The following is a 25,019-nucleotide window of genomic DNA, read 5'->3' as shown; positions in this document are numbered from 1 at the left end:
TAAGTATAAGCCATCTTATGCTCACGGAGAGTATATATGGCTTCCCTCAACACCGAACTGCTCGCCCGCACGGCGCCGATCTATGAACGCGTCAAACGGGTCATCCCGCCCTTCGAGTGGGCGACCTTCGCCGAGGACGTCGACGCGATCCTCGAACTGAAGCGCCACCGCAACGCGGTGGTGCTGGCGCACAATTACCAGACGCCGGAGATCTTCCACGGCGTTGCCGATATCGTCGGCGACAGTCTCCTGCTGGCACGCGAAGCCACCAAGGTTGACGCGGATGTTATCGTGCTCGCCGGCGTGCACTTCATGGCCGAGACGGCAAAACTGCTGAATCCAGCCAAGACCGTGCTGATCCCAGACCTCAAGGCCGGCTGCTCGCTTGCGGATTCCATCACGGCGCAGGATGTGCGGCTGATGCGCGCGCGTTATCCAGACGTACCCATTGTCACCTACGTCAACACATCGGCAGCGGTAAAGGCCGAGTCCGATATCTGTTGCACGTCGGGGAATGCGCTGAAGGTCGTGGAGTCGCTCGGCGCCGAGCGAGTCATCATGCTTCCGGATGAGTATCTGGCACAGAACATCGCCACGCAGACGAAGACGAAAATCATCGCCTGGAAGGGCCATTGCGAGGTGCATGAACTCTTCACCGCGGACGACGTCCGCCAGCTGCGCGAGGACCATCCTGGGATCACCATCCTTGCGCATCCGGAGTGCCCGCCGGAGGTCGTCGCCGAAGCGGACTTTTCGGGTTCGACCGCCGCAATGCAGTCGTTTGTAGAAACCAAACGTCCGCCGCGCGTCGTGCTGCTGACGGAATGCTCGATGAGCGACAACATCGCCGCCCTGCATCCGGATGTCGAGTTCGTCCGCCCCTGCAATCTCTGTCCGCACATGAAGCGGATCACGCTGAAGAACATCCGCCACGCGCTGGAGACCAATCAGCACGAAGTCACGATCGACCCTGCGATTGCCGATCGCGCGCGACGTTCCGTCGAAAGGATGCTGGCGCTATGAGCACTGATATCTCCGAACTCAGTGGCCGCCCCGTCATCATCGGCGGCGGGGCCGCCGGGCTGATGACGGCGCTCCAACTCGCACCCGAGCCGGTCGTGCTGGTGTCGAAATCACCGCTGGGCGCGGAAGCCTCCAGCATGTGGGCGCAGGGCGGCCTTGCGGCCGCCGTCGGCAAAGACGACGACCCTGCCCTCCATCTCGCCGACACGATCGCGGCCGGCGCGGGCCTCTGCGATGAGGCCGCCGCAAGCCGGATCGTCCATGGCGCCCCCGACGCCGTCGTGCGCCTGGCAAAGCTCGGTGTCGCCTTCGACCGCAGGCCCGACGGCGGCTGGCGCCTCGGGCTGGAGGCTGCGCATGGCCGCAACCGCATCGTGCACGCTACCGGCGACGGCACCGGCCGCGAGATCATGCGCGCGTTGATCGCCGAGGTCCGGCGCACGCCGTCGATCACGCTGCTGGAAGGCGTCGAGGCTCGCCGGCTTCTGGTCGAGGACAACACGGTCAGGGGCGTGCTGGCAGCCAACGACCGCGGCGCGCTGCTGCTTGTCACCAACCGCGTCGTGATCGCAACCGGCGGCATCGGCGGGCTGTTCGCCGACAGCACCAATCCGGGCGGATGTTTAGGTCAGGGGCTCGCGCTCGCGGCCAATGCCGGCGCAAAACTTTCGGACCTCGAATTCGTCCAGTTTCATCCGACCGCCTTCGACGGGCCGTCACGGCCGATGCCGCTGTTGACCGAAGCGATCCGCGGCGACGGCGCAACGCTGATCGACGAGACCGGACAACGCTTCATGGCGGATCAGCCCGGCGCCGAGCTCGCGCCCCGCGATATCGTTGCGCGCGCCGTGTGGCACCACCGCACGGCCGGACATCGCACCTTCCTCGATGCGCGCCAACATCCGGGCGCGGACTTCGCGCGGCGCTATCCCGTGATCAGCGCATTCTGCAAGATGGCGGGTATCGACCCCGCCAACGATCCGATCCCGATCCGTCCGGCAGTTCATTATCACATGGGCGGCATCGCGGTTGACGGCGTAGGACGCAGCACGGTGCAGGGATTGTGGGCCTGTGGCGAAGCGGCGCGAACCGGATTGCACGGCGCAAACCGGCTTGCCAGCAACTCGTTGATGGAAGCAATCGTCTGCGCGCAATGGGTCGCAGCAAGCGTCGGCGGCGTGAGTGCAGGTCCGCGGGTGATGCTGCAGGCCGAGGCCGCTCCGCCGGCCGCCGATCCCGCAGTCGTACGTCCGATCCTGACCCAAGGGCTCGGCGTGTTGCGAGACCGCGACGGGATCGAACGCACCATCCGCAGCCTCTATCCGCTGGCGCGCGGCCAAGGCACGACATCCGTCGCGACATCCGATGCGGCGTTGGTCGGCTTGATGATCGCGGTGGCGGCCATCAGGCGCGAGGAAAGCCGCGGCGGCCATTTCCGCACCGATTTTCCAGACACCGCTCAATCGGCCGTGCCGTCGTCCCTCACCCGCACCGAGGCGCTCGCCGCCGCGCGCGACATCGTCGAATCCATCCCATCGCTCAGGAGTGCCAAATCATGACCCTCAATCCCTTGTTGCCGCTGATCTACGAGCCGATCGTGCGGACCGCCCTGCGTGAGGACCTTGGCCGCGCCGGCGATATCACGGCGGACGCGATCGTACCGGCCAGCCAGCAGGCCCGGCTCGTGATGCGGGCGCGGCAACCCGGCGTGGTCGCAGGACTCGATGTCGCGCGTTCCGCCTTCCAGACGGTCTCGCCCGCAATCGAGCTTCGCGCCGAGCGTCCCGACGGCAGCGTGGTCGAACCCGACGAGGTCATCGCGATCATCGACGGGCCGGCGCGCAGCCTGCTCACCGGGGAGCGGACCGCGCTGAATTTCCTCTGCCATCTGAGCGGCGTTGCGACCGCGACCGCGACGCTCGTCGGGGTTGTCCAGGGCACGCGCGCGCAGATCGTCTGCACCCGCAAGACGACACCGGGACTGCGCGCGCTCGAAAAATACGCGGTCCGCGCCGGCGGCGGTGGCAATCACCGCTTCGGGCTCGACGATGCGGTGCTGATCAAGGATAATCACATTGCACTTGCCGGCGGCATTCGCACGGCGATCGAGCGCGCCAAGGCGAACGTCGGCCATATGGTCAAGGTCGAGGTCGAAGTCGATACGCTGTCGCAGCTCGAAGAGGCGTTGGCGCTCGGCGTCGATGCTGTCCTGCTCGACAACATGACGACCGAGCAGCTCACGCAGGCGGTGGAGATGGCGCGCGGCAAGGCGATCACCGAAGCCTCCGGCCGCATCACCGCGGCGACCGCCGCAGCGATTGCCGCCACCGGCGTCGACCTGATCTCAGTCGGCTGGGTAACCCACAGCTCGGCCGCGCTCGATATCGGGCTGGATTATCTGCCGTAGTAGATCAACCCGGCTGGCCAGCGGGAACCAGGTTTGGCTGATCCCGTTCGGTCCGGCGCGCGGCGAGCCGCTCGGCCTGCAGGACCGCCAGCGTCAGCACGACGATGGCGACGGCCTGGTGCGTCAGCGCCAGATCGATCGGCACCTGATGCAGCAGCGTCAGGATGCCGAGCGTCGCCTGCAGCGTGATCGCCGCGACCAGCCACCAGGCGCCCGCGATCACGCCACTCCCCGCGCGCGCACACACGGCGTCGATTGCGTGCGTGATCGCAATCGCGAACAGCAGATAAGCGGTCATGCGATGCTCGAACTGCACGGTCAGCGTGTTGTCGAACAGATTGCGCCACCATGGCGTCTCGAACCACAGCCGATCAGCCGACGGGATCAAGCTGCCGTCGATCTCGGGCCAGGTGTTGTAGACGCTGCCCGCGCGTAGGCCTGCAACCAGCGCGCCGAAATAGAGCTGCACGAAGGTCAGCGCGACCAGCACCGCGCCGGTGATCCTCATCCTGACGGCTGCGATCGGGGGCGCGCGCTCTGTCAGCCGTCGCAGCGTCCAGACGATCGCAGCGAAGATCAGCAGCGCCAGCACCAGGTGCGTTGCTAGCCGATACTGCGACACCTCGACGCGCTGCGACAAGCCGGAGGCAACCATCCACCAGCCGACGGCGCCCTGCAGCGCGCCGAGCCCGAAGATGACCCACAGCCGTCGCCCCAATTCGCCGCTCACCGCGCCGCGCCACAGGAAGTAGAGGAACGGCAGCAGATAGGCCATGCCGATCACGCGGCCGAGCAGTCGATGGCTCCACTCCCACCAGAAGATGGTCTTGAATTGTTCAAGCGTCATCCCGGCGTTGAGCTCGCGATATTGCGGGATGCTCTTGTAGCCCTCGAACGCCTGGGTCCACTGTGTGTCCGTCAGCGGCGGTAGCGTCCCGGAAACCGGTTTCCATTCCACGATCGACAGGCCCGATTCGGTCAGCCGCGTCGCGCCGCCGACCAGCACCATCAGCGCGATCAGCGCGGCGACCGAGAACAGCCATATCCTGACGGCGCGGAGCTGCGGTGCCTTTGCGGAAATACCGGCCATTTCGCCCTGACTTGATTGGATTTTCGCGCCCCTTATAGTCCGCCCCGCCGTCCGCGCAAGCACCACCGAGATCACGAGTTACACGTATAAGCCATGGCCATTCGTACCCGTAAACTGCTTGGAACCATCGCCCTGCTCATGCTGGTCGTGGTGTGGTCGCTACTCGGCATGACGGTAGCGCAAACACCATGGCTGGCAGATTCTGGACTACGGCAGGCGATTTTCTATGTCGTCGCTGGCCTCGGCTGGGTGCTGCCGGCAATGCCGATCGTATCCTGGATGTCGCGGCCCGACCGCGCTCCGAACTGATCGCCAGCGCTGATCGTAGCCGGCGGGATCGGCTCCGAACGCCTGCCGCCCGAACTGCCGTTCCATTCTGGGCGATGGCATCGCGTGCACTCCACGTCGAAGCTGGTCCGAGAGTAAGACGCTTGATGGATCGTGAATCAGTCGCGCGTATGGCGTGTCGGCCGAACCGGCGCGAACATGACACCCGAAAGCAGCACGCGCATCATCCGCAATGAGCGCTCCCGGCCGTCCCAGGCAATGCGTGGCAACGCATAGAGGTTGGTGCGTCCCTGCGCTTCCACGACGCCGGGCAATTTCGACACTGCGCTGGCAAAGCCAGCCTCCTCAGCCATCACCACATGCGGGCGGCGAAAGGATTCGCGGTCGCCGAACGGGAAGGCGAAATGCCTGACCTCGCGCCGAAAAGCGGTCTCGGCGACCGCTTTCCCCATCGTCATTTCGCGCTGCGCATCTGACTCCCTGAGGTTCGACAGCGCAGGATAGTTCACGGTGGCGCAGCCGAACGTCACCTTCGGATCCGCGGCGAGCTTCGCCAGATCCGCCCAATCCAGCGAAACGCCACGCGACAATTGCACGAGATCGACCGAATAGCGCCTGGCGAGATCGTTGATGGCAAACGACAGGTCCGACGGCGCGAGCTTGCGCATCCAACGGAACAGGAAGTCGAACAACTCGTACTTGTCGGACGCCTTCGGGATCACGAAATGCTGCTCCCGGCCGTCGATCATCAAGCTAATGCGGCTCTCGCGCGCGATGACGTCCTCCAGCGCCAGCCACCAGGCCTCGCCAACGCCGTCGGGAAAGGCTGTTGGCAGGTACAGCGTGATGGGAACACCGTGGCCGGCCAGCACGGGATAGGCATGGGTGATGAAATCCTTGGTGCCGCCATCGAAAGTCAGGCAGGCAAAGCGCCGCCGCTCGGGCAACGTCACCGCGCGCCGGCAAGCCTCGTCGATCCCGACGATGTCGTAGTTCCAGCGCTTCAACGCGTGGATCGTGCGGTGCAAGAATTCCGGCGTGATTTCCCGGGATTTGAGCGGCTGGAACCGGGCGGTCCTCGCCGGCCGGACCCGCTCGAAGCGGAGGATCACGCCGGCGCCGCCGGCCTCGTGCTGCCTCAGCCTGAAGGAGCCGCTGAAATAGGCGAGCTCCATCTGCGCCCGCCGCAAAAGCCTGCTTTCCGACGCCAAGGTCGTTCCACCCCGTCTCGCGGCTCCCGCCTACCGCCGCCGCATTGTTATTACTCTTTGTTGACATTTCCCTGCGAAGGTCCGCCCGAGAACTGTAAATAAATACCTGCCGAGAACGGGTTCCAGGGATGACGATGGCTGCTGCAATCGAGGGCCAAAGGGCGGATGCACCGGCATGGTCGACAGCAAGCCGCATTGCCGGCGTCGATATTATCCATGATCTCACTGCTGCCGAAACGATCTGGCGCGGCTTCGAGACGTCGCGGCAATCCTTCACCCCCTATCAGCGCTTCGACTTCCTGGCCGCCTGGCAGCGGCAAGTCGGCGAGCGCGAGGGACTGCGTCCCTTCATCGTCGTTGCCCATGACGGCGAACGCCAGCCGCTGATGCTGTTGCCGCTCGCCATCGAACAGCGCTGGGGCGCCCGCTGCGCGAGTTTCATGGGCGGCAAGCACGCAACCTTCAACATGGCGCTGAGCGACAAGGATTTCGCCGCCAACGCGACCGCAGCTGATATGGCCGCGCTGGTCGCCTCGATCGCGGAGCGATCCCGCGTCGATGCCCTGGCGCTGCATCAGCAGCCAAAGCGCTGGCAGGACCTGCCGAACCCGCTGGCGCTGCTGCCGCATCAGCCCTCGGTCAACGACTGCCCGCTGCTGATGATGGAACCAGGCATGGCACCCGCGGCACTGATCAGCAATTCGTTCCGCAGCCGGCTGAAGGGCAAGGCCCGCAAGCTGCAGGCGCTGCCCGGTTACCGCTATCACATCGCGACCGAGAGCGCCGACATCAGCCGCCTGCTCGACTGGTTCTTCCGCGTCAAGCCGGAACGGATGGCCGAGCAGAAGCTCCCGAACGTGTTCGCCGAACCCGGCATCGAGCAATTCATCCGCAGCGCCTGCCTGACGCTGCTTGCTGACAGCGATCGACACGTGATCGACATCCATGCGCTGGAATGTGACGACGAGGTGATCGCGATCTTCGCCGGCGTCGCCGACGGCCATCGCTTCTCGATGATGTTCAACACCTACACGATGTCGGGCAACTCGAAATTCAGCCCCGGCTTGATCCTGATGCGCGACATGATCGATCGCCACGCCGGCGAGCACTACCGCGCCTTCGATCTCGGCATCGGATCGGATGACTACAAGCGGCTGTTCTGCAAGGACGACGAAGCGATCTTCGACAGCTTCATTCCGCTCAGCCTGCGCGGAAAACTGGCGGCCAGCGCCCTGTCGGGCTTCAATCACGCCAAGCGCTCGGTCAAGCACAACGCAGCCCTGCTCGAGATCGCGCAGAACCTGCGCAGCATGTTCCGCTGAGCCTCCTGAGCTCACGCGACACGGAACGCTCTCGTCGGGCGTTGAGCCTCAGGCGTCGCCGTTCGGCACGCCAAGCCGCATCATCGCGTCAAACACCAGCATAGCGGCAGGCGACAGCGTGCGCTTCCGAAGCTTGATCAGGCCATAGTTTTCCAGCATGAGCTGGTCTCGAATACGTAGCTTCTTGAAACGTTCGGGATCGACCAGATCGAAGACGAGCATGGGAACCGGCACGATCGCATCGATCCGCGCTGCGATTCCAACGGACGCGAGAAAGGACTCGGTATTGATGACACGCGAGGGGGGCGTGACGTTACGGCTGTAGAACAGCCGCTCCAGCGCCTGGCGCATGAAGGACTCCCGCGGCTGGCATATCCATTGCTGGTCGACCATCTCCTCCAGCTCGACGGTCTCGCGGCAAAGCAATGGATGCTCGGCGCGAACGAGCAGCACCGCCTCTTCAGCACCGATCTCGTAATAGTCGAATTGTCGCGGGTCGACGCCAGCGGGAATCCGGGCCACGACAAAGTCGAATTCGAGCGCGAGCAGACGCTCGATCAGCGGCGGGCTCGTGCTGACATCCAGCGTGATGTTCACCCGCTGATGCTTCTTGCCGAGATACTCGATGACGTCGATAACGAGGTCGGCGCACGGTCTGGCCACCGTTCCAATCGACACCGTTCCAAGCTCGCCGGACTGGTAACCGGCGAACTCGTCAGTGACCTGGTCGAGGTCCGCCAGCACACTCTTGCCGCCGCGGATCAGGATCGCGCCATGGGCCGTCGGCTCGACGCCGCGCGCGGTGCGTTCGAACAGCGGAACCCGCGCCAGGGCTTCGATTTCGGCGAGCATTTTCGAAGCTGCCGATTGGGTGATGTTGAGACGCTCGGCCGCCAGTTGCAGCTTGCGTTCGCTGTCGAGGGCGACCAGCAGGCGGAGCTGGCGCAATTTGAGGTTCCTGATCACGGCCTTTTCGCCATCCTGCCCGGCAAGGTTCCAACGTTCATGCCGCGCTGCATCATGACGGTTTCGCCGTGGCTCCATTCCCAAATGCCATTAGTCACTCGCCTCTCGATTACACAACTATGCAAGCATAGCTTGCAAGGGCAGGCAGCCGGCACGGCGGACGCACGAAAATGCGGCGGCATGTCAAAACAAAAATTCGAGACGGGATGGGAACAATGACCGACACCGTAGAAAAGCGTGCCATCGGCAAGATCATGCGGCGGCTGATCCCGTTCCTGATCCTGTGTTACTTCGTCGCCTATCTTGATCGCGTCAATGTCGGCTTCGCCAAGCTGCACATGAACCAATCGCTCGGCTTGAGCGAGGCTGCATTCGGGCTCGGCGCCGGTCTCTTCTTCATTGGATACTTCTTCTTCGAGGTGCCTTCCAACATCCTGCTGGAACGGTTCGGCGCGCGGCGCTGGATCGCCCGCATCATGATCACCTGGGGCATCGTATCGGCGGCATTTGCGTTCATTCCATCGATGTCCGCGGCAAGCGGAATATCGAGCGAATGGATATTCTACTTCTTGCGCCTGCTGCTCGGCGCCTGCGAAGCGGGCTTCTTTCCCGGCATCATCTTCTATCTGACCCTGTGGTTCCCGTCGGTGTATCGCGCCCGGGTCATCAGCCTGTTCATGCTCGCGATCCCGATATCGAGCATCGTCGGCTCGCCGATCTCGGGACTGCTGCTCAACATGTCCGGGTTGGGCTTGCAAGGCTGGCAATGGCTGTTCGTCTGCGAAGCGCTGCCGTCGGTGCTGGTCGGCTTCGCGGTCCTGATGTTCCTGCCGGACTTCCCGCGCCAGGCGACCTGGCTGCAGCCGGACGAAATCAGCTGGATCCAGACTACCCTCGAATTCGAGCGGCAGCGAACGGTGGCGCATGAGCATATCTCGGTGCTTCAGTCGCTGACCGATCTGCGGATTCTCGCCTGCTCCGTGGTGTATTTCTGCCTCAACGCGGCAAGTTATGGCGTCGCATTCTTCCTGCCCACCATCATCAAGGCGTTTGGCGTCACCGATACCCAGACCGGACTGATCGCGGCGCTCCCCTTCGTGTTCGGCGCGATCGGCATGGTGCTGCTCGGCCGTCATTCCGACAAGACCGGGGAAAGGAAACTCCATGTCGCCGGGGCCCTCGTGCTGGCCTCCGTCGGGATCGCCCTCGCCGGACTGGTGTCGAACCCGGTGATGGTCGTCGCCCTGCTCTGCCTGGCGCAGATCGGCGTCTCGGCGGTGCCCCCGATGTTCTGGCCGATGCCGGCAGGCATGCTGACCGGCGCCTCGGCGGCCGCGGGAATTGCCGCCATCAACTCGCTCGGCAACCTGTCGGGCTTCGCCGGCCCCTTCGCCATGGGATATCTGAAGGACCTGACGGGCGGATTTACCGCGGGGCTGCTGCTGCTTGCGGTCGTGGGGCTGATCGGCGCCGTCGTTGCGATCAGGCTGCGGATCGATCCGCTGCTCGAGCGCAGCACGCGCGAACCCGTACTGGCGCACTGATCCTCGAGCGCGCCCGCAAAACCGGTCAGGCCGCCACCACGCGTGGCGGCACGACCACTTCCGACGGCTGACACGCCTTGCTCAGCATGGTCACCTCGGAGAACCCGACAGCCCTGAGCTGGTCGACCATCACCCTGCGCGCATCCTTTGCCATCGCGGCATCGGGGACGACAATGGCCTGGGCCTCCCTGGTCAAGAGATCGGCGGGCAGATCGACGGCCGAGCCGGCGTCGAGCAGCACATGGTCGTAGACCCTGAGCAACGCGTCGATCGCGAGCGTCAGCCGCGGTGATTGTAGCTGCGCGCGGTCGAAGCCCGGACGACCGGCACTGACAAGCTGGACCCGGGACTGCCGGTCCTTGGTGATGATCTGCGCAAACGTTGCCTCGCCTTGCATCAGCTCGGCAAGCCCCGGCGCGGCGGGATCGACCGAGGCGGCCAGCATCGTAGGCGAGGACGCGACGAGATCGACCACTACGACCTTGGCCTGGCGGGCCATCAGGCGGGCCAGCGTCAGTGCAGTCAGCGTGACGCTTTCGCTGGACGCCGTGCCGAGAACCGTCACCTTGTGGGCGGCGGCACCGGCTTCGACCAGACGCATGGCGAGTTCGTCGATTTCACCGGCCGACGGGGCGCGGGGCGGTGACGGCTCACTCATTGCGCGTTCGGGGGCAGCCACCGGCTCCGACGGCAACTCCGGCTCCGGCCGCAGTTGAGGCTCCGGCCGCAGTTGAGGCTCAGGCCGCAGTTGAGGCTCCAGAGGCAGTTGGGGCTCCGCAACCAGTTCGGGTTCTGGCGCCAGTTCCGGCTCCGGCTCATCCTCGATCACGGTATCCATGACTGGCTCGCGGCGACGAACCGTTGCCGCGACCGGCGCGAATGCGCGGGCGACCGCAGCCGGCGCGGAGATGCGCAACAATTCACTGGTGATGATGATGCCGGACGACAGCAGCAATGTCGCCAGCGTCGCGATCAGCACGATCGGCAGCTTCTTCGGATAGGCTGGCGTGTTGGAGACCGAGGCACGCGAGATGATGCGGCCATCGGTCGGCGTCGCATCGATGTTCTCGCGCGCGGTCGCCTCGCGGTATTTGGCAAGATAGGATTCGAGCAGATCGCGCTGCGCCTTGGCTTCGCGCTCGAGCGCCCGGAGCTGCACGTCCTGGCCGTTGCTCGACGTCGCCTGCTTCTTTACCTGGTCGAGGCTCGCGGAGAGCGCCTCGACCCGGCCACCGGCGACGCGGGCGTCGTTGTCGAGCGAGCGCGAAATCTTGCTCGCCTCTTCGCGCAACTGCCGGTCGAGATCGGCGAGCTGCGCCTTCAGCTCCTTGATGCGCGGATGGTTGTCGAGCAGCGTCGACGACTGCTCGGCGAGCTGCGCGCGCAGCGTCACGCGCTGTTCGGCAAGCCGGCGGATCAGCTCGGAATTGAGCACTTCCGATGCCTCGATCGGCTTGTTGCTCTGGATCATCTCGCGGATCAGGCGCGCCTTGGTCTCGGCATCCGCCTTCAGCGCGCGGGCATTGTTGAGCTGCGTGTTCAGCTCGCCCATCTGCTGGTTGGACAGTGTGGTGTTGTTGGTGCCGATGAACAGGCTCGATTTCGAGCGAAAATCGTCGGCGCGCGATTCGGCGTCCGCGACCTTCCTGCGCAGATTGTCGATCTCGCCGGAGAGCCAGGTGCTGGCGGATCTGGCCTGGTCCTGCCGCGCCGACTGCTGCAGGACGAGATAGCCATCGGCGATCGAGTTGGCGACGCGCGCCGCAAGGTCGGGATCCTGAGACTGGAATTCGATCACGATCACGCGCGACTTGTCGACCGCATAGGCCTGGAAACGCTCGTAATAGGCATCGAGCACTCGCTCTTCCGGCGTCAGGCTGAACGGGTCGCGGCCGATGCCGAACAGCGCCAGCAGCGACTTCAGCGGCGAGAAGCCTCGCAGCACCGGATCGAACTCGGGGAGATCTGCGAGCTTGTTCTTCTTGATGATCTCGCGTGCGAGATCGCGCGACAGCAGCAGTTGCACCTGGCTCGTCACGGCCTCCGCGTCGAGCGCGGTGCGCTCCTGGTTCTGCTCGCCGTTCGGCCGCAGGAACGCGTTCTCGCGATTATCGACCAGGATGCGCGCTTCCGACTTGTAGCGCGGCGTGATGATATTGACGGCGGCCAGCGATAGCGCGAAGGCGAGCGCCGTGGGAATGAGGATCCAGTTACGCCTGCGTGCCAGCGCCTTGCCAAGCGCATGCAGATCGAGATCGCCCACCTCGGATGTCGCGGCGGGCCTGACGGAAGTGGGCTTTGCGGAAGCCGGCTTGACGGCAGCCTCGCCGGCAACGGGCGCTGACTTCGGCAACGCCCGTTGCACGACGGTCTTTTCCTTGCCTCTACGCCAGAACGCAAACCGCATCACACACTCCCGCGGACGCCGCGACTCCACCTGAACGACCCGATTACACTCCATTAAGGTTGCCGCTGGGTTAATCGGGCGCGGCGGCCGGGCAAAACGCGCAAGCCGCCTTCAGTCGCGATCATTCTTTGTTAACCATGAAGCCCGTTAATCGAGACTGATATTTTTGCGGGATTCTTTGTGATGCGCGACCTGCGCGCCCCCATTGTTTGTCTGATTGCCGCGCTCGCATTGTCGGGTTGCATGAGCACGACCGGTCCGGTCGCCGTCGCGCCCGTCCCGATTGGCTATGCCGAGCCCGTTCCAGTGCGTTACGACAGCGGCTACCATCTCGACGCCGGCGACCGGCTGCGTGTCGTGGTCTACGGCCAGGAAGGCCTCACCAACACCTATACGATCGACGCCGCGGGCGCGATCACCATACCGCTGATCGGGTCTGTGCCGGCACGAGGCCGCACGCCAGCGGAGCTCGCCGGCGAGATCGCCGCTCGGCTGCGCAACGGCTACATACGCGATCCTTCGGTCGCGGTCGAGATCGACGCCTATCGCCCGTTCTTCATTCTTGGTGAAGTCGCAGCCCCCGGCCAGTATCCCTACGTGCCCAGCATGACGGTGGAGAGCGCGGTGGCGATCGCTGGCGGATTCACGCCGCGCGCCAAGCGCGATGCCGTCACCGTCACCCACAGCGATGCGTCAGGTTCGGGCCGCTTCGTCGTTCCGCTGGGCACGCCGATCGGTCCCGGCGACACTGTGTTCGTCGCCGAACGCTGGTTCTGAGCCATGACCCAAGATATGGCGCGAGATCAGAATCAGGAACAACCGCTTCGTATTCTGCACGTCGTCCGCGCCCCGGTCGGCGGCATCTTCCGCCACATCCTCGACGTCGCGAACGGCCAGATCGAGCGCGGGCATTATGTCGGTATCGTCGCAGATAGCCTGACCGGGGGTACGCGCGCCGATGCAGCGCTCGCCGAGATCGCGCCCCGCCTCAAGCTCGGCGTCCAACGCGTCGCGATCCGCCGCGAGCCGCGCTTTGCCGATGTCACGGTCTGGACCAGCATCGTCAGCCTGATCTGGAAGCTGAAACCCGACGTCCTGCATGGCCATGGCGCCAAGGCAGGCGCCTATGTCCGGCTGCGGCCGCGTTCGAAGAAGACCATTCGGGTCTACACGCCGCATGGCGGCTCGCTGCACTACCCGCTCGACACACTGAAAGGCAAATTCTACAGCCAGCTTGAGCGCAGGCTGAAGGACAGCACCGAACTGTTCCTGTTCGAGAGCGCGTTTGCCCGCAACACCTATCAGCGCACCGTCGGTGTACCGAGCGGGCTGGTGCGCTGCGTGTTCAACGGCGTCACCGCGGAAGAATTCGAGCCGGTGCCGAAGGCCGACGACGCCACCGACATCGTTTACGTCGGAGAATTCCGGCACATCAAGGGCGCCGACCTCCTGATCGATGCGGTGGCGAAGCTGCGGGCCGACGGCAAGCCGGTGACGCTGACGCTGGGTGGCGACGGCGAGGAAACCGAGACGCTGAAGGCGCAGGTCAAGCGGTTGTCGCTCGGCGACGCCGTCCGCTTCATCGGTCACGTCAAGGCCCGTTATGGCTTTTCGAAGGGCAGGCTGCTGGTCGTCCCGTCGCGCGGCGATTCGATGCCCTATGTGGTGATCGAGGCCGCCGCGGCCGGCGTTCCGATGATCGCCGCCAATGTTGGCGGCATCCCGGAGATCTTCGATACCCACACCGACGCCCTGTTCGCGCCCAGCAACGTCGTCGCGATGGCAGACGCCATCAAGGCCGCACTCGACGATCCCAAGGCAACCGAGGCGCGGGCCGAGAGGCTGCGCGAGCGGATCGCCCAGCACTTCTCGCAGGGCGCGATGGTCGAGGGCGTGCTGGCCGGCTACCGCGACGCGTTTGCCGGACGTTAACCATTTCTTACCCGTGTAACCGTTTCTTCTGATTTGTCCCGCTAAGTCAGCCTCGGGGAATTTCGCCCCTGCGCCCGCATGCCTATCTGCATGCGCAGGAATGGACGTGGACACGTGGAACCGCTCAACGCACGCTCGATGCTGGATGCCGCTGCGTCGGCAACGATCGGTCAGTCGGTCGCCGGACAGCCGCAGGTCGAACGACGGCGGCGCCTGTCGCCGGTCGCCCTCACCATCACCAACCAGAGAGTTCGCGGCGCCTACTCGCCGGTCCTGATCGCGGGCGCGGTCCGCGTCGCCGATTTCGTGCTGCTGAGCCTGATCGGCGTTGGCATCTACCTCGCCTATGTGGTGCCGCAGGCCGGCCTCAACTGGGAATACATCGCTGCGATCATCGGCATGAGCCTGTCCGCGGTGATCTGCTTCCAGGCCGCCGACATCTATCAGGTCCAGGTCTTCCGCGGCCAGCTCCGCCAGATGACGCTGATGGTCTCGTCATGGTCGTTCGTGTTTCTGCTGTTCATCAGCGTGTCCTTCCTGTCCAAGCTGGGCGGCGAAGTGTCGCGGGTCTGGCTGTCGTCGTTCTTCTTTATCGGCCTGGCGACACTGATCGTCGAACGGCTCGCACTGCGCGCGATGGTGCGCGCCTGGGCGCGCGACGGCCGTCTCGACCGCCGTACCATCGTCGTCGGCGCCGACCAGAATGGCGAACAGCTCGTCGAAGCGCTCAAGGGCCAGGAAGATTCCGACATCCACATGCTCGGCGTGTTCGATGATCGCAATGACGGCCGCGCCATGGACACCTGCGCCGGCAGCCCCAAGCTCGGCAAGGTCGACGACATCGTGGAATTCGCCCGCCGCACTCGCGTCGATCTCGTGCTGTTCGCGCTGCCGATCTCGGCCGAGACGCGCATCCTGGAAATGCTGAAGAAGCTGTGGGTGCTGCCGGTCGACATCCGCCTGTCGGCGCACACCAACAAGCTGCGCTTCCGTCCCCGCTCCTACTCCTATCTCGGCAAGGTGCCGACGCTCGATGTGTTCGAGGCGCCGATCACCGACTGGGATCTGGTGATGAAATGGCTGTTCGACCGCGTGGTGGGCGGACTGATCCTGCTCGCTGCACTTCCGGTGATGGGACTGGTCGCGCTCGCGGTCCGGCTCGACAGTCCGGGTCCGGTCCTGTTCCGGCAGAAGCGCTTCGGCTTCAACAACGAGCGGATCGACGTGTACAAGTTCCGCTCGCTCTATCACCATCAGGCCGATCCCAGCGCCTCGAAGGTCGTGACCAAGAACGATCCGCGCGTCACCCGCGTCGGTCGCTTCATCCGCAAGAGCAGCCTCGACGAGTTGCCGCAGTTGTTCAACGTCGTGCTGAAGGGCAATCTCTCGCTGGTCGGCCCGCGCCCGCACGCAGTGCAGGGCAAGCTGCAGAACCGGCTGTTCGACGAAGCCGTCGACGGCTACTTCGCCCGTCACCGCGTCAAGCCCGGCATCACCGGCTGGGCGCAGGTCAACGGCTGGCGCGGCGAGGTCGACACCGACGAGAAGATCCAGAAGCGCGTCGAATTCGATCTCTACTACATCGAGAACTGGTCGGTGCTGTTCGACCTCTACATTCTCCTGAAGACGCCGTTCTCCCTGCTGTCCAAGAACGAGAACGCTTACTAGTTCGCTGGCGCGAGTATCCGATGGCCTATGCGGCGACAGCCGGGACATCCTATCCGCCGATCACGGCGCCACCGGGCGTGCTGGCATTACAGCGGGCGCTGGTATGGCTGGCCGGCGCATCCGGCGCCATCGTGTTCATCGAGCCGAGCCCGTACGAACTGGTCACGCTGACCGCCTGCGTCGTCTTCTTCGGCACCGGCCTGCGGATGCGGCTCGTGTTCATGCCGTTGCTCTTTGCGCTGATCGTGCTCAATATCGGCTACAGCATCGGCGCCATTCCGTTCCTCGACACGCCGGAGGTGATGAACTGGATCTTCACCTCCTGGTACATGGCCGTCACCGTCATCTTCTTCGCGATGGTGATCTCGGAGGATACCGAAGCGCGCCTCGACATGCTGCGCCGTGGCTTGATCGTCGGCGCGATGATCGCCTCGATCTCGGGTGTTGCGGGCTATTTCCACCTGGTGCCCGGCGGCTACGACCTGCTGACCTTGTACGACCGCGCCCGTGGCACCTTCAAGGATCCGAACGTACTCGGCGCGTTCCTGATTCTGCCAGCGCTGTTCGCGTTGCAGAGCGTCGTCTCCGATCGATTCGGCAAGGCCTTCCGCAACGCGATCGCCCTTGGCATCATGTCGCTCGCGGTGCTGCTGGCGTTCTCGCGCGCCGCCTGGGGCGGGCTGGTGATCACCTCGATGTTCATGCTGGCGCTGATGGTGCTGACCAGCCGCTCGTCGAAGCAGCGCTCGCGCATCATCGTGATGGCACTGATCGCCGTGATCCTCGCGGCCGCGCTGCTGGCGGTGCTGCTGTCATTTGATTCCGTCGCGGAAATGTTCAAGCAGCGCGCGAGTTTCGACCAGAGCTACGACGAAGGACGGTTCGGCCGGTTCGGTCGCCACATCCTCGGTGCCCAGATGGCGCTCGAGATGCCGTTCGGCATCGGGCCGCTCCAATTCCACACCTACTTTCCCGAAGACACCCACAACTCCTATCTCAACGCCTTCATGTCGGGCGGCTGGATCTCGGGCATCTGCTATCCCGCGCTCGTCTTCGTCAGCGTGATCATGGGTTTCCGCTATGTCTTCGTGCGAGTGCCCTGGCAGCGCGCGTATCTGGCCATCTTCTCGGCATTCCTCGGCACCGTCGGCGAGAGCTTCATCATCGATACCGATCACTGGCGGCACTTCTGGATGATGCTGGGCACGATGTGGGGCATGTATGCGGCGGCCGAGCGCTACCGCGCCCCGTCGGCACCGCCGGTCAGCGCCGAGACTTCGGCGGCACCTTGAGATTGGCGCGCTGCTCGGGCGGCATCTCAAGCAGCCCCTTCAGCGCCTCGGTGGCCTGCAACACACCCTTGTAGCCGTCCTTGGTGAAACGCAGCAGCAGCCGCAATTCGTCATCGCTGTAGGCGCCCCAGACCTTCTGCATCGCCTGCTGCATCGGCACGTAGAACTGGCCAATCTTCGCGACCGTCTCCGGCACGACCGATATGAACACCTTGCGCCGGTCACTCTCATCGCGTTCGCGGCGGACGTAGCCTGCCTTCTCGAGACGATCGACCACACCGGTGATGGCTCCCGTCGTCAGTCCAGTCACCTCGGCCAGCCGGCCGGCGGTCACGCGTCCCTCTAGGTGGAGGATGTCCATACATTCCATATCCGAGTTGGAAATTCCGGCCATGTTCGCAACGGCTTGACCGAACAGGACGCCCTGGGCGGACGAGCGTCGCATCGCCTCCTCGAGTTCCTGGAGCAAGTCATCGCGCGCGTTCGGGCTTGACAGAGCCGATTTCATATCTTAGTTCCTGATTGTCTTAGTAACTAAGAATATTAGCTACTGGCCTTTCCTACCTCACACGGATGCACGGAGCAAGGCATGACCCAACGTCCCCGTAAAGCCCTGATCATCGGCGCCGGCATCGCAGGTCCGGTGACCGCGATGTTCATGAAGCGCACCGGAATCGAAGCCGAGCTCTATGAAGCCTGGCCCTACTCCACCGGCATCGGCGGCGGCATTCAGATCGCGCCGAACGGCATGCACGTGCTGGCAGAACTGAGCCTCGCCGACGACCTGATCAGCCACGGTTCGATCGCCGAGTCCTTCGACTTCCGTTCGCAAGCCGGCAAGAAACTTGGCTCGATCAATCAGAACATGCGCGAGCGGTTCGGCCAACCTGCGGTGAACATGTGCCGCGCCACCTTGAACGAGACACTGATCGACAAGGCCTGGTCCGAGAGCGTCGGGGTGTTCTTCGAAAAGCGATTGGTGAAGATCGAGGACCGCGGCGATCAGCCCATCATCGCCTATTTCGCCGACGGCTCGACCGCCGAAGGCGATTTCGTGATCGGCGCCGATGGCGTGCATTCGGCGGTGCGGCGGCACGTGATTCCGGACGGCCCGACGCCGTTCGACACCGGACTGATTGGCTTCGGCGGATTTGTGCCGCGCGCGGTGTTCGAAAACCTGCCGATCGGACAGCGCGTGGAAACGACGTTCGGGCAAAGCGGCTTCTTCGGCTACGGTTTCTGCAGCCCCGATCTGAGCGACGGGGCGATGTGGTGGAGCACCCAACCGTCGCACGGCATGACCGCGGTGGCCTATCGCATGATGAGCCAGGATGCGATCAAGCAGCACCTGCGCGATTTTCACGCCGGCTGGCACGATCCGATTCCCGCGATCATCGAGGCGGCCGAGAACATCGTGGTGACGGATACACTCGACGTCGCGACGCTGCCGACCTGGTCGCGCAAGCGCACGCTCTTGATCGGCGACGCCGCGCATGCCACGAGCCCGCATGCCGGTCAGGGCGCGTCGCTCGCGCTGGAAGACGCGATGCGGCTCGGGCTGCTGATGCGCGACGGCCAGGAACTTGGCCTGACCTTCCAGGCCTTCGAGCACGAGCGGCGTCCGCGCGCCGAGAAGATCGTGGCTATTGCCCGTCGCAACGGCAACAACAAGCGCGAATTCAGCCCGACCGGCGCCTGGATCCGCGATCACATGCTGAAACTGATGCTGCCTTTCGCGTCGAGGGGGATGGACTTCATGTACGCCTACGATCCGCGCGCGGCGTAGTCACTCTATCCTCGCCCTCTCCCGCTCCTGCGGGGAGAGGGTTGGGGTGAGGGGCTTTCTCCACGAGCGATGCGTTTCGACGGACCTGTACCCCCTCACCCGGATCGCATCTGGCGATGCGATCCGACCTCTCCCCGCAAGCGGGGCGAGGTGAAGGCCCGCGCCTACTTCACGACCTCGAACGTCAGTCCGGCATTGTCGACCAGCCGCTTGATCAGCTTGCTTTGCATCGCCGCTCCCGGCGTCCAGAAACCCGCCGGCACATCGGGCGTATCGCGCAGCAGGCAGATCGCGCATTCGGAGATCATCTTCGAGGTCGAGCCGTAGCCGGGATCGCGGTCGCCCTTGACCGCGGCGCGGACCTCGCGACCGTCGGGCGCAATCGCAACATAGAGCAGATCATAGAGCCCGTTCTCGCGCTCTTCCTTCGACGGGCCCTCGCCCGGCTTCGGCGCGCTCGGACCGGTCTTCTCGGCATTCAGCGCCATCACGCGCTTGGCGTTCGCCTCGCCCTTCTCGCCGGGACCGGTCAGAACCATCTCGTCGTAAATGAATTCCTTGCCGTATGGAAACCCCATCAGCATGTTGGAGCGATGGACATTGCGCGTGTTGATCAGCGCCATCATGAATGGCGCGGCCCAGGATTGCAGGTCTTCCTCGTACAGCGGCTTGCTGCCGCGCGGCTGCTTCGGGCCGTCAAATCCCGGAGTCAGCGCGAACGGATTATTCAGGATCGCGACAAGGCTGAGATTCTGTGCGACCGCATCGAAGGTTGCCTTGGCGCTCGCTGCGGTGCCACCGGACAGCGTGCCGCGCATGTCGCGCACGCGGCCCTTTACGCGCAGAGCCGGTGTGCCGAACACGCGCTTGGCCTCTTGCTGCACGAAGAACGCGCCAAGTTCGAACGGCACCGAGTCGAAGCCGCAGGAGAACACGATGCGCGCGCCGCTCGCTTTCGCGGCCGCCTCGTGCTTGTCGATCATCTGGCGCATCCAGATCGGCTCGCCGCAGAGATCGAGATAATCGGTGCCGGCCTCCACGCAGGCGGCGATCAGCTCATCGCCGTAGAGCTGATACGGACCGACCGTCGAGATCACCGATCTGGTCTGCGCGACCATCGCCTGCAAGGAAGCGACGTCACTTGCATCGGCGACGATCAGGGGCGTATCGGCCGGCGCGCCAATTGCGTCACGGACCGATGCGAGCTTGTCCTTGCTGCGTCCAGCCATCGCCCATGTCAGGCTGCCGTCGCTGTAATGCGCGGCGAGATATTCGGCGACGAGTTGGCCGGTGAAGCCGGTAGCGCCATAGACGACGATGTCGAATTTCGACGAGGCCATAAATCAGGTTCCCTGCGGGGCGAATTGCGGCCCTTTTGTCATTGCGGGTGCAACGAAGCAATCCATAAAAACCCGGCGGTGGCGCGCGTGCTATTTCTTTGCGTAGGACACGCCCATCCCGGCGCGCACGTCGGCCTGAATGCCATAGGGCGCGATCGGATAACGGAGTCCGTTCTTGGCGAGTTGCTTCATGCCGGCAATGGCTTTGGCGAGGTAGGCCGGCGGCAGCGCCATCAGCATCTCCTCGTCGGGCACGCCACCATAGCGGCGTTCGGCGAAGCATGGTAGCGACAGGCTCGGCTCCCCCGTCTTCAATGCACGGCCCCAGGAATCCGCGCACGCGGTCTCGCCGACCACCCCCCACTCGAACTTCTTGTAGCCGACATATTGCAGACCGTTGATCAGGATGATCATCTGGCCCGGCGTCGCATAGACGAGGCAGATATCGGGCGGATCGAGCCGACCGCTGGTCAACGGGCTCACTGCCATCGCCTGGTATTGACCGTAAGGCACGACGTGGAGCGCCTCCTGGCGCTTGCGCGCATCCTCCGATGTGCCGTGCCAGACGCCCACATAGTTTTCGCCGGCGAGCCACTTTTCATCCTGCGGCGCGAGCCCGATCACCGCGCGGCACTGCGCACCGACCAGATCGTCGCCGGTGATGCCGACGGTCCAGCCCAGCCGCGAGGCCATGCTGACGATCTGGTCGGTGGTGTGAATCGCCGACGGGCGGCGGATCTTCGGGATCGCCTCCATGTCTTCTACACGGGCGAACATCTTGATGCCGATCACCGTGGTCTTCAGCCGCAGCAGACTGTTGATATCAGCGACCATTGCAGCGAAGTCGAACTGTTCCGGCGGCGTCTGCTGTTGCATGGCGTGAACTCCCGTGACCCGCGGCTTTACGCCGCCTGTTGTTGCGATGTTAGCCGGATTGACCGGCGGAGGCGACAATTTCGTCGCGTGTCAGTGCGCCTCCGGCCCCGGGAACAGCGTATCGGTCTTGCCGTTCAGCCGATAAGCGACGAGCCCGAGCCATTCGCGAATGGCGATGTCGGTGCGCGACAGCCCGTCCATTGCGAAATTGGCGACGAACAGATCGCCGAGCTTTCCGACGCGCCAATCGACCGGATAGGGTTCGACCGCAAATCCCGCCTTGCGAAACAGCCCGACCGAGCGCGGCATGTGATAGGCCGAGGTGATGAGCAGCCAGCGCTCGCCCGGCTTCGGTCTGACCAGCGCCTTGGAGAATTCGGCGTTCTCCACGGTGTTGCGCGATTGCCGCTCGACGGTCAGACGCAATTTGGCAACGCCCAGGCCTTCCAGCACCTCGCCGGCATAATCGCCTTCCTTGGCATCGTTCGACAGCAGATTGGCATTGCCGCCGGTGAACACGATGCGGGCGTCCGGATATCTGCGCGCCAGTTCGGCCGCGACGATCACGCGATCCGGCGCCTGCCGCACCACCGGGGTCTTGTGCGCGAGCGAGATATCGGGATCGACCGATCCGCCAAGAATGATGATGCCATCAGGCGCGCCGCGCGCCGGATTCCAGGGCGGAAAACGCTGCTCCAGCGAATAGATCAGGAGATTGCCGACCGGCGAAAAGGCGATCACCGCAAGCAGCACGGCAGCGGCGACCACCAACCTGCGACCGAGCGCCCCAAACCGCGTCGGCATCAGGGCGGCGCCGAGCAAGCCTGCGCCAATCAACAGATTCACCGGCAGCAGCATGATGCCGATCGTCTTGGAGAGCACAAAAAACAAGGGAGGCCTCTGGGAAGTTTTGTCGTCACGTCATACGCTGCCGGAAGCGCAATCGAAAGACGTCACATGCCCCATCATCACCTGAAGTCCAGTCCGGAAACCTGCCATTGGGGCTATTTTGAAGCAAAGTTGAAGCCGGTCCTGACGATGGCGAGCGGCGACGAAGTCACCATCGAAACCGTCAGCGGCGGTCCGGATGTGGTGCCTGATCGCAACCAGTTTTACGTCCCGCCAGAACTCGCCGACATCCACGCCAAGGTGGAGCGGATGCTGCCGGGGCACATCCTCACCGGACCGATCGCGGTAACGGGTGCCGAACCCGGCGACGTGCTCGAGGTCGATATCATCGACGTGCAGCTCCGGCAGGACTGGGGTTACAATTTGATCAAGCCGCTGTCCGGCACCCTGCCCGACGATTTCCACGAGCCGCGCATTCTCAACCTCCCGCTCGATCGCGAGCGCATGGTCGGCCGCATGCCCTGGGGCCTCGACCTGCCGCTCAAGCCGTTCTTCGGCGTGATGGGGGTGTCGCCGCCGCCGGCCTGGGGCCGCATCTCCTCGCTGATTCCGCGCGCGATGGGCGGCAATCTCGACAACAAGGAGCTGGGGCCCGGCGCCAAGCTCTATCTGCCGGTGTTCGTGGCGGGCGCGCTGTTTTCGTGCGGCGACGGCCATGGTGTGCAGGGCGACGGCGAGGTCTGCGTCACCGCGATCGAGACTGCGCTGACCGGCCGCTTCCGTCTGACCTTGCGCAAGGACCTCAAGCTCGCCTATCCGCGCGCGGAGACTGCCGATCATTACATGACCATGGCGATGGATCCCGACCTCGACCAATGCGTGGTGCGGGCGCTGCGTGACATGATCGTCCTGCTCGGCGAGAAGCGGAATCTCTCCCGCGAGGATGCCTATACGCTGTGCAGCCTCGCCGCCGACCTGCGCGTAACGCAAACCGTGAACGGCTCCAAGGGCATCCACTGCATGATCGCCAAATCGGTCGTGCACGGGTGACGGGCTGTCGATAAGCCGCACTTGTGCTTTGCAACTTCGGCTCGATACAATCCCGGTCCCAACGAACGAACAAAAACGACGGGGACGGACATGTTGAAGGACAGGCTTTCGCCGACCGACGAGGCCGCGCGTGACGAGGAGATGCAGGAGACGCTGGCCGCCTGCCCGCGCATCCTCGATCTGATTGCCCCCGGTCCGCAGGGCGCGCCGGAGGCCGAAGCCGCGATCTATCTGCGCTCGCCACTGGATCCCGACCCGGTCGTGATCTCGAACGACCACTTCATGGGCTGCATCAAGGCAGCGGAGAACTACTTCCGCGCCCAAGGCATCGGCAAGGACGATGCGGTCGCGGTGCTGCTGCCGGCCGCCCCAGTGACGATGGTCGCAATCTTCGGCGCGGCCGCCTGCGCCATCGCCGAGCCGCTCAACCTGCTGTTCACGCGCGAGGCGATCGTGGCGCAACTCAACGCCATCAAGGCAAAACTATTGCTGGCGCCGCCGCCGGGCATGGCGGGCGGGCTCTATGAGAAGATCGAGGGCCTGGAGCGCGAGGTGCCCTCGCTCGAGCGGATCGTGATCGTGCCGCTCGACGGCTCAATCGCGTTCGACGGCGAGGTGCTGCGGCCCGATCCCGCCTGGCGCGAGGACTACGGCAAGTCCAGGGATATCAGCGAGGCCGGCCGCGTCGCCGTGATGTTGCCGACCGGCGGCACCACCGGTCATCCCAAGGTGGCGCGACTGACCAACCGCGCGATGGTCGCCTCCGTCGTCTCCTCGCGGATGGCGCTCGACTTCCGTCGTGGCGAGCGCGCGATGATCACGATGCCGCTGTTCCATGTCGGCGGCCTGTTCTGCACCTCCTCTAACGCTCTCTCAGCCGGGACCACCATGGTCATTCCCGGCCCCGCCGGCGCCCGCGATCCAGCGCTGGTCAGGCATTTCTGGAGCATCGTCGAGACGTACCGCATCAATATTACCGGTGGCGTGCCAACCACGCTCGGCGCCATCGCCAACATCCCGGTCGGCGACAGCGACATCTCGAGCCTGCGCGTCACCGCCATCGGCGCCTCGATCTGCCCGCTGGAGATCGAGCGGCGCTATCTGGCGATCTGGGGCGGCCCCTGCATCCAGCAGCTCTACGGTATGACCGAACTCGCCGGCGCCATCACCCATGATGTGCACGGCGTTAAGCCGCGTGCCGAAAGCGTCGGCACTCGCAATCCGCTGGTCGAGCTTGCGATCCTCGAGGGCGGCAAACTGCACACCGGCCCGTGGCCATCGCCGGTCGGCGAACTCCTCACCCGGGGGCCGCAGGTGTTTGCCGGCTATGTCGACCAAAAGCAGACCGAGGAGGCCTTTCGCGACGGCTGGCTGCGCACCGGCGATATCTGCCGGATCGATGCCGACGGCTTCGTCTACATCCTGGGCCGCGCCAAGGACGTGATCATCCGCGGCGGCCACAACATCGATCCGCGCGCGATCGAGGACGCCGCGCTGCAATTCCCTGGTGTCGCGCTCGCCGCCGCGGTCGGGCGTCCCGATGCCTATGCCGGTGAGGTGCCGATGCTGTTCGTCTCGGCGCAGCCCGGCGTCCACATCGATGCGCAGGCGCTCGCCGCCTTCGTTCAGGACAACATCCCCGAGCCGCCGGCGCGGCCGCGCGCGGTGTCGGTCATTGCAGAGATGCCGGTCACCCCGGTCGGCAAGATCTTCAAGCCCAAGCTGCGCGAGATCGCCGCCGGCGAAGCCGCGCGCGAGCTGCTGGCGCTGGAAGGACTGACCAGTGAGGTCAGCGTGGAGGCGATCACCGACCCGTCCCGCGGCCTGTATCTGAGCGTGACCGCAACGCCCGACAAGGCCGAAACCGCTGAGCGGTTGCTCAAGACGTTTCCGGTCAAGGTTGAATTGCGCCCTTAACCCATTCTCTGCATTTGGGATTTTACGGCGCCGGTGATCCCTCGAGTCAGC

At 64.5% G+C, this 25,019-nt stretch carries 21 protein-coding genes; 13 read left to right on the top strand and 8 right to left on the bottom strand.

The window, feature by feature from the left end:
* Window positions 1-36: 36 nt before the first annotated feature.
* From nadA to nadC, 3 genes are read left to right on the top strand one after another with little or no spacing between them, the layout of a single operon-like run.
* Window positions 37-1,023, top strand: coding sequence for a quinolinate synthase NadA (gene nadA, locus ACP2YO_RS22615; protein ID WP_426442777.1), 987 nt, complete (start codon window positions 37-39; stop codon window positions 1,021-1,023).
* Entirely contained in the window at window positions 1,020-2,582 is a 1,563-nt protein-coding gene (locus ACP2YO_RS22610; protein WP_426442776.1) for an L-aspartate oxidase, read from the top strand. The genes nadA and ACP2YO_RS22610 overlap by 4 nt, the downstream gene beginning before the upstream one ends.
* Window positions 2,579-3,430 (top strand): carboxylating nicotinate-nucleotide diphosphorylase, encoded by an 852-nt coding sequence (nadC, locus tag ACP2YO_RS22605; RefSeq protein WP_426442775.1) that lies wholly within the window; start codon window positions 2,579-2,581, stop codon window positions 3,428-3,430. Before ACP2YO_RS22610 ends, nadC begins: the two co-directional genes overlap by 4 nt.
* Window positions 3,431-3,434: 4 nt before the next feature.
* Here the strand turns inward: nadC and ACP2YO_RS22600 are convergent, their stop codons facing one another.
* The gene (locus tag ACP2YO_RS22600; RefSeq protein WP_426442774.1) at window positions 3,435-4,520 is read right to left on the bottom strand and encodes a COX15/CtaA family protein; all 1,086 of its coding nucleotides are present in this window, start codon (window positions 4,518-4,520) and stop codon (window positions 3,435-3,437) included.
* A 93-nt stretch (window positions 4,521-4,613) separates the two neighbouring features.
* Here ACP2YO_RS22600 and ACP2YO_RS22595 point away from each other — a divergent pair, with 93 nt between their 5' ends.
* Window positions 4,614-4,829, top strand: coding sequence for a DUF2842 domain-containing protein (locus tag ACP2YO_RS22595; RefSeq protein WP_426442773.1), 216 nt, complete (start codon window positions 4,614-4,616; stop codon window positions 4,827-4,829).
* A 137-nt stretch (window positions 4,830-4,966) separates the two neighbouring features.
* Here the strand turns inward: ACP2YO_RS22595 and ACP2YO_RS22590 are convergent, their stop codons facing one another.
* Window positions 4,967-6,019, bottom strand: coding sequence for a polysaccharide deacetylase family protein (locus ACP2YO_RS22590; protein ID WP_426442772.1), 1,053 nt, complete (start codon window positions 6,017-6,019; stop codon window positions 4,967-4,969).
* A 128-nt stretch (window positions 6,020-6,147) separates the two neighbouring features.
* On the opposite strand from ACP2YO_RS22590, the gene ACP2YO_RS22585 reads away from it, so the two are divergent.
* Window positions 6,148-7,341, top strand: coding sequence for a GNAT family N-acetyltransferase (locus ACP2YO_RS22585; protein ID WP_426442771.1), 1,194 nt, complete (start codon window positions 6,148-6,150; stop codon window positions 7,339-7,341).
* A 48-nt stretch (window positions 7,342-7,389) separates the two neighbouring features.
* On the opposite strand, the gene ACP2YO_RS22580 is transcribed toward ACP2YO_RS22585, so the two are convergent.
* Window positions 7,390-8,307, bottom strand: coding sequence for a LysR family transcriptional regulator (locus ACP2YO_RS22580; RefSeq protein WP_426442770.1), 918 nt, complete (start codon window positions 8,305-8,307; stop codon window positions 7,390-7,392).
* Between the two features lie 206 nt (window positions 8,308-8,513).
* Here ACP2YO_RS22580 and ACP2YO_RS22575 point away from each other — a divergent pair, with 206 nt between their 5' ends.
* Window positions 8,514-9,851, top strand: a complete 1,338-nt coding sequence (locus ACP2YO_RS22575) for an MFS transporter (protein WP_426442769.1) — start codon at window positions 8,514-8,516, stop codon at window positions 9,849-9,851.
* A gap of 25 nt (window positions 9,852-9,876) precedes the next feature.
* Here ACP2YO_RS22575 and ACP2YO_RS22570 read toward each other — a convergent pair whose 3' ends face one another.
* A complete protein-coding gene (locus tag ACP2YO_RS22570; protein WP_426442768.1) occupies window positions 9,877-12,258 on the bottom strand; it encodes a GumC family protein in 2,382 nt (793 codons plus the stop codon).
* Between the two features lie 183 nt (window positions 12,259-12,441).
* Between ACP2YO_RS22570 and ACP2YO_RS22565 the strand changes: the two genes are divergently transcribed.
* The 4 genes from ACP2YO_RS22565 to ACP2YO_RS22550 all read left to right on the top strand — a co-directional run bounded on the left by ACP2YO_RS22565 (window position 12,442) and on the right by ACP2YO_RS22550 (window position 17,150).
* Entirely contained in the window at window positions 12,442-13,035 is a 594-nt protein-coding gene (locus ACP2YO_RS22565; RefSeq protein WP_426442767.1) for a polysaccharide biosynthesis/export family protein, read from the top strand.
* Window positions 13,036-13,038: 3 nt separating this feature from the next.
* Entirely contained in the window at window positions 13,039-14,190 is a 1,152-nt protein-coding gene (locus ACP2YO_RS22560) for a glycosyltransferase family 4 protein (RefSeq protein WP_426442766.1), read from the top strand.
* Window positions 14,191-14,304: 114 nt separating this feature from the next.
* Entirely contained in the window at window positions 14,305-15,858 is a 1,554-nt protein-coding gene (locus tag ACP2YO_RS22555; RefSeq protein WP_426442765.1) for an undecaprenyl-phosphate glucose phosphotransferase, read from the top strand.
* Between the two features lie 20 nt (window positions 15,859-15,878).
* Window positions 15,879-17,150 (top strand): O-antigen ligase family protein, encoded by a 1,272-nt coding sequence (locus ACP2YO_RS22550; protein ID WP_426442764.1) that lies wholly within the window; start codon window positions 15,879-15,881, stop codon window positions 17,148-17,150.
* Here the strand turns inward: ACP2YO_RS22550 and ACP2YO_RS22545 are convergent.
* The gene (locus ACP2YO_RS22545; protein WP_426442763.1) at window positions 17,122-17,658 is read right to left on the bottom strand and encodes a MarR family winged helix-turn-helix transcriptional regulator; all 537 of its coding nucleotides are present in this window, start codon (window positions 17,656-17,658) and stop codon (window positions 17,122-17,124) included. The two genes, ACP2YO_RS22550 and ACP2YO_RS22545, sit on opposite strands and share 29 nt — an antisense overlap.
* 81 nt (window positions 17,659-17,739) lie before the next feature.
* Between ACP2YO_RS22545 and ACP2YO_RS22540 the strand changes: the two genes are divergently transcribed.
* Window positions 17,740-18,936, top strand: a complete 1,197-nt coding sequence (locus ACP2YO_RS22540; RefSeq protein WP_426442762.1) for an FAD-dependent oxidoreductase — start codon at window positions 17,740-17,742, stop codon at window positions 18,934-18,936.
* A gap of 164 nt (window positions 18,937-19,100) precedes the next feature.
* Here ACP2YO_RS22540 and ACP2YO_RS22535 read toward each other — a convergent pair whose 3' ends face one another.
* From ACP2YO_RS22535 to ACP2YO_RS22525, 3 genes are all read right to left on the bottom strand, one after another.
* Window positions 19,101-20,276, bottom strand: coding sequence for a saccharopine dehydrogenase family protein (locus ACP2YO_RS22535; RefSeq protein WP_426442761.1), 1,176 nt, complete (start codon window positions 20,274-20,276; stop codon window positions 19,101-19,103).
* A gap of 90 nt (window positions 20,277-20,366) precedes the next feature.
* Window positions 20,367-21,152 (bottom strand): DUF169 domain-containing protein, encoded by a 786-nt coding sequence (locus ACP2YO_RS22530; protein WP_426442760.1) that lies wholly within the window; start codon window positions 21,150-21,152, stop codon window positions 20,367-20,369.
* A 90-nt stretch (window positions 21,153-21,242) separates the two neighbouring features.
* Window positions 21,243-22,043, bottom strand: a complete 801-nt coding sequence (locus ACP2YO_RS22525; protein WP_426442759.1) for a YdcF family protein — start codon at window positions 22,041-22,043, stop codon at window positions 21,243-21,245.
* 66 nt (window positions 22,044-22,109) lie between these two features.
* Between ACP2YO_RS22525 and ACP2YO_RS22520 the strand changes: the two genes are divergently transcribed.
* The gene (locus ACP2YO_RS22520) at window positions 22,110-23,051 is read left to right on the top strand and encodes an acetamidase/formamidase family protein (protein ID WP_426442758.1); all 942 of its coding nucleotides are present in this window, start codon (window positions 22,110-22,112) and stop codon (window positions 23,049-23,051) included.
* Between the two features lie 90 nt (window positions 23,052-23,141).
* Window positions 23,142-24,968, top strand: a complete 1,827-nt coding sequence (locus tag ACP2YO_RS22515; protein ID WP_426442757.1) for an AMP-binding protein — start codon at window positions 23,142-23,144, stop codon at window positions 24,966-24,968.
* The last annotated feature ends 51 nt before the right edge of the window (window positions 24,969-25,019 follow it).

Origin of the sequence: Bradyrhizobium genosp. P (assembly GCF_049949265.1) — a bacterium.
GTDB lineage: Bacteria > Pseudomonadota > Alphaproteobacteria > Rhizobiales > Xanthobacteraceae > Bradyrhizobium.
The sequence above is the reverse complement of the archived record's forward strand: the minus strand, read 5'-3'. Positions and strand labels throughout refer to the sequence as shown.

What these genes read in the sequence shown, in the direction of transcription:
- nadA (WP_426442777.1), top strand. Translation starts at nt 37, where the DNA reads ATGGCTTCCCTCAACACCGAACTGCTCGCCCGCACGGCGCCGATCTAT.
- ACP2YO_RS22610 (WP_426442776.1), top strand. Translation starts at nt 1,020, where the DNA reads ATGAGCACTGATATCTCCGAACTCAGTGGCCGCCCCGTCATCATCGGC.
- nadC (WP_426442775.1), top strand. Translation starts at nt 2,579, where the DNA reads ATGACCCTCAATCCCTTGTTGCCGCTGATCTACGAGCCGATCGTGCGG.
- ACP2YO_RS22600 (WP_426442774.1), bottom strand. Translation starts at nt 4,520, where the DNA reads ATGGCCGGTATTTCCGCAAAGGCACCGCAGCTCCGCGCCGTCAGGATA.
- ACP2YO_RS22595 (WP_426442773.1), top strand. Translation starts at nt 4,614, where the DNA reads ATGGCCATTCGTACCCGTAAACTGCTTGGAACCATCGCCCTGCTCATG.
- ACP2YO_RS22585 (WP_426442771.1), top strand. Translation starts at nt 6,148, where the DNA reads ATGACGATGGCTGCTGCAATCGAGGGCCAAAGGGCGGATGCACCGGCA.
- ACP2YO_RS22575 (WP_426442769.1), top strand. Translation starts at nt 8,514, where the DNA reads ATGGGAACAATGACCGACACCGTAGAAAAGCGTGCCATCGGCAAGATC.
- ACP2YO_RS22570 (WP_426442768.1), bottom strand. Translation starts at nt 12,258, where the DNA reads ATGCGGTTTGCGTTCTGGCGTAGAGGCAAGGAAAAGACCGTCGTGCAA.
- ACP2YO_RS22565 (WP_426442767.1), top strand. Translation starts at nt 12,442, where the DNA reads ATGCGCGACCTGCGCGCCCCCATTGTTTGTCTGATTGCCGCGCTCGCA.
- ACP2YO_RS22560 (WP_426442766.1), top strand. Translation starts at nt 13,039, where the DNA reads ATGACCCAAGATATGGCGCGAGATCAGAATCAGGAACAACCGCTTCGT.
- ACP2YO_RS22550 (WP_426442764.1), top strand. Translation starts at nt 15,879, where the DNA reads ATGGCCTATGCGGCGACAGCCGGGACATCCTATCCGCCGATCACGGCG.
- ACP2YO_RS22545 (WP_426442763.1), bottom strand. Translation starts at nt 17,658, where the DNA reads ATGAAATCGGCTCTGTCAAGCCCGAACGCGCGCGATGACTTGCTCCAG.
- ACP2YO_RS22540 (WP_426442762.1), top strand. Translation starts at nt 17,740, where the DNA reads ATGACCCAACGTCCCCGTAAAGCCCTGATCATCGGCGCCGGCATCGCA.
- ACP2YO_RS22535 (WP_426442761.1), bottom strand. Translation starts at nt 20,276, where the DNA reads ATGGCCTCGTCGAAATTCGACATCGTCGTCTATGGCGCTACCGGCTTC.
- ACP2YO_RS22530 (WP_426442760.1), bottom strand. Translation starts at nt 21,152, where the DNA reads ATGCAACAGCAGACGCCGCCGGAACAGTTCGACTTCGCTGCAATGGTC.
- ACP2YO_RS22520 (WP_426442758.1), top strand. Translation starts at nt 22,110, where the DNA reads ATGCCCCATCATCACCTGAAGTCCAGTCCGGAAACCTGCCATTGGGGC.
- ACP2YO_RS22515 (WP_426442757.1), top strand. Translation starts at nt 23,142, where the DNA reads ATGTTGAAGGACAGGCTTTCGCCGACCGACGAGGCCGCGCGTGACGAG.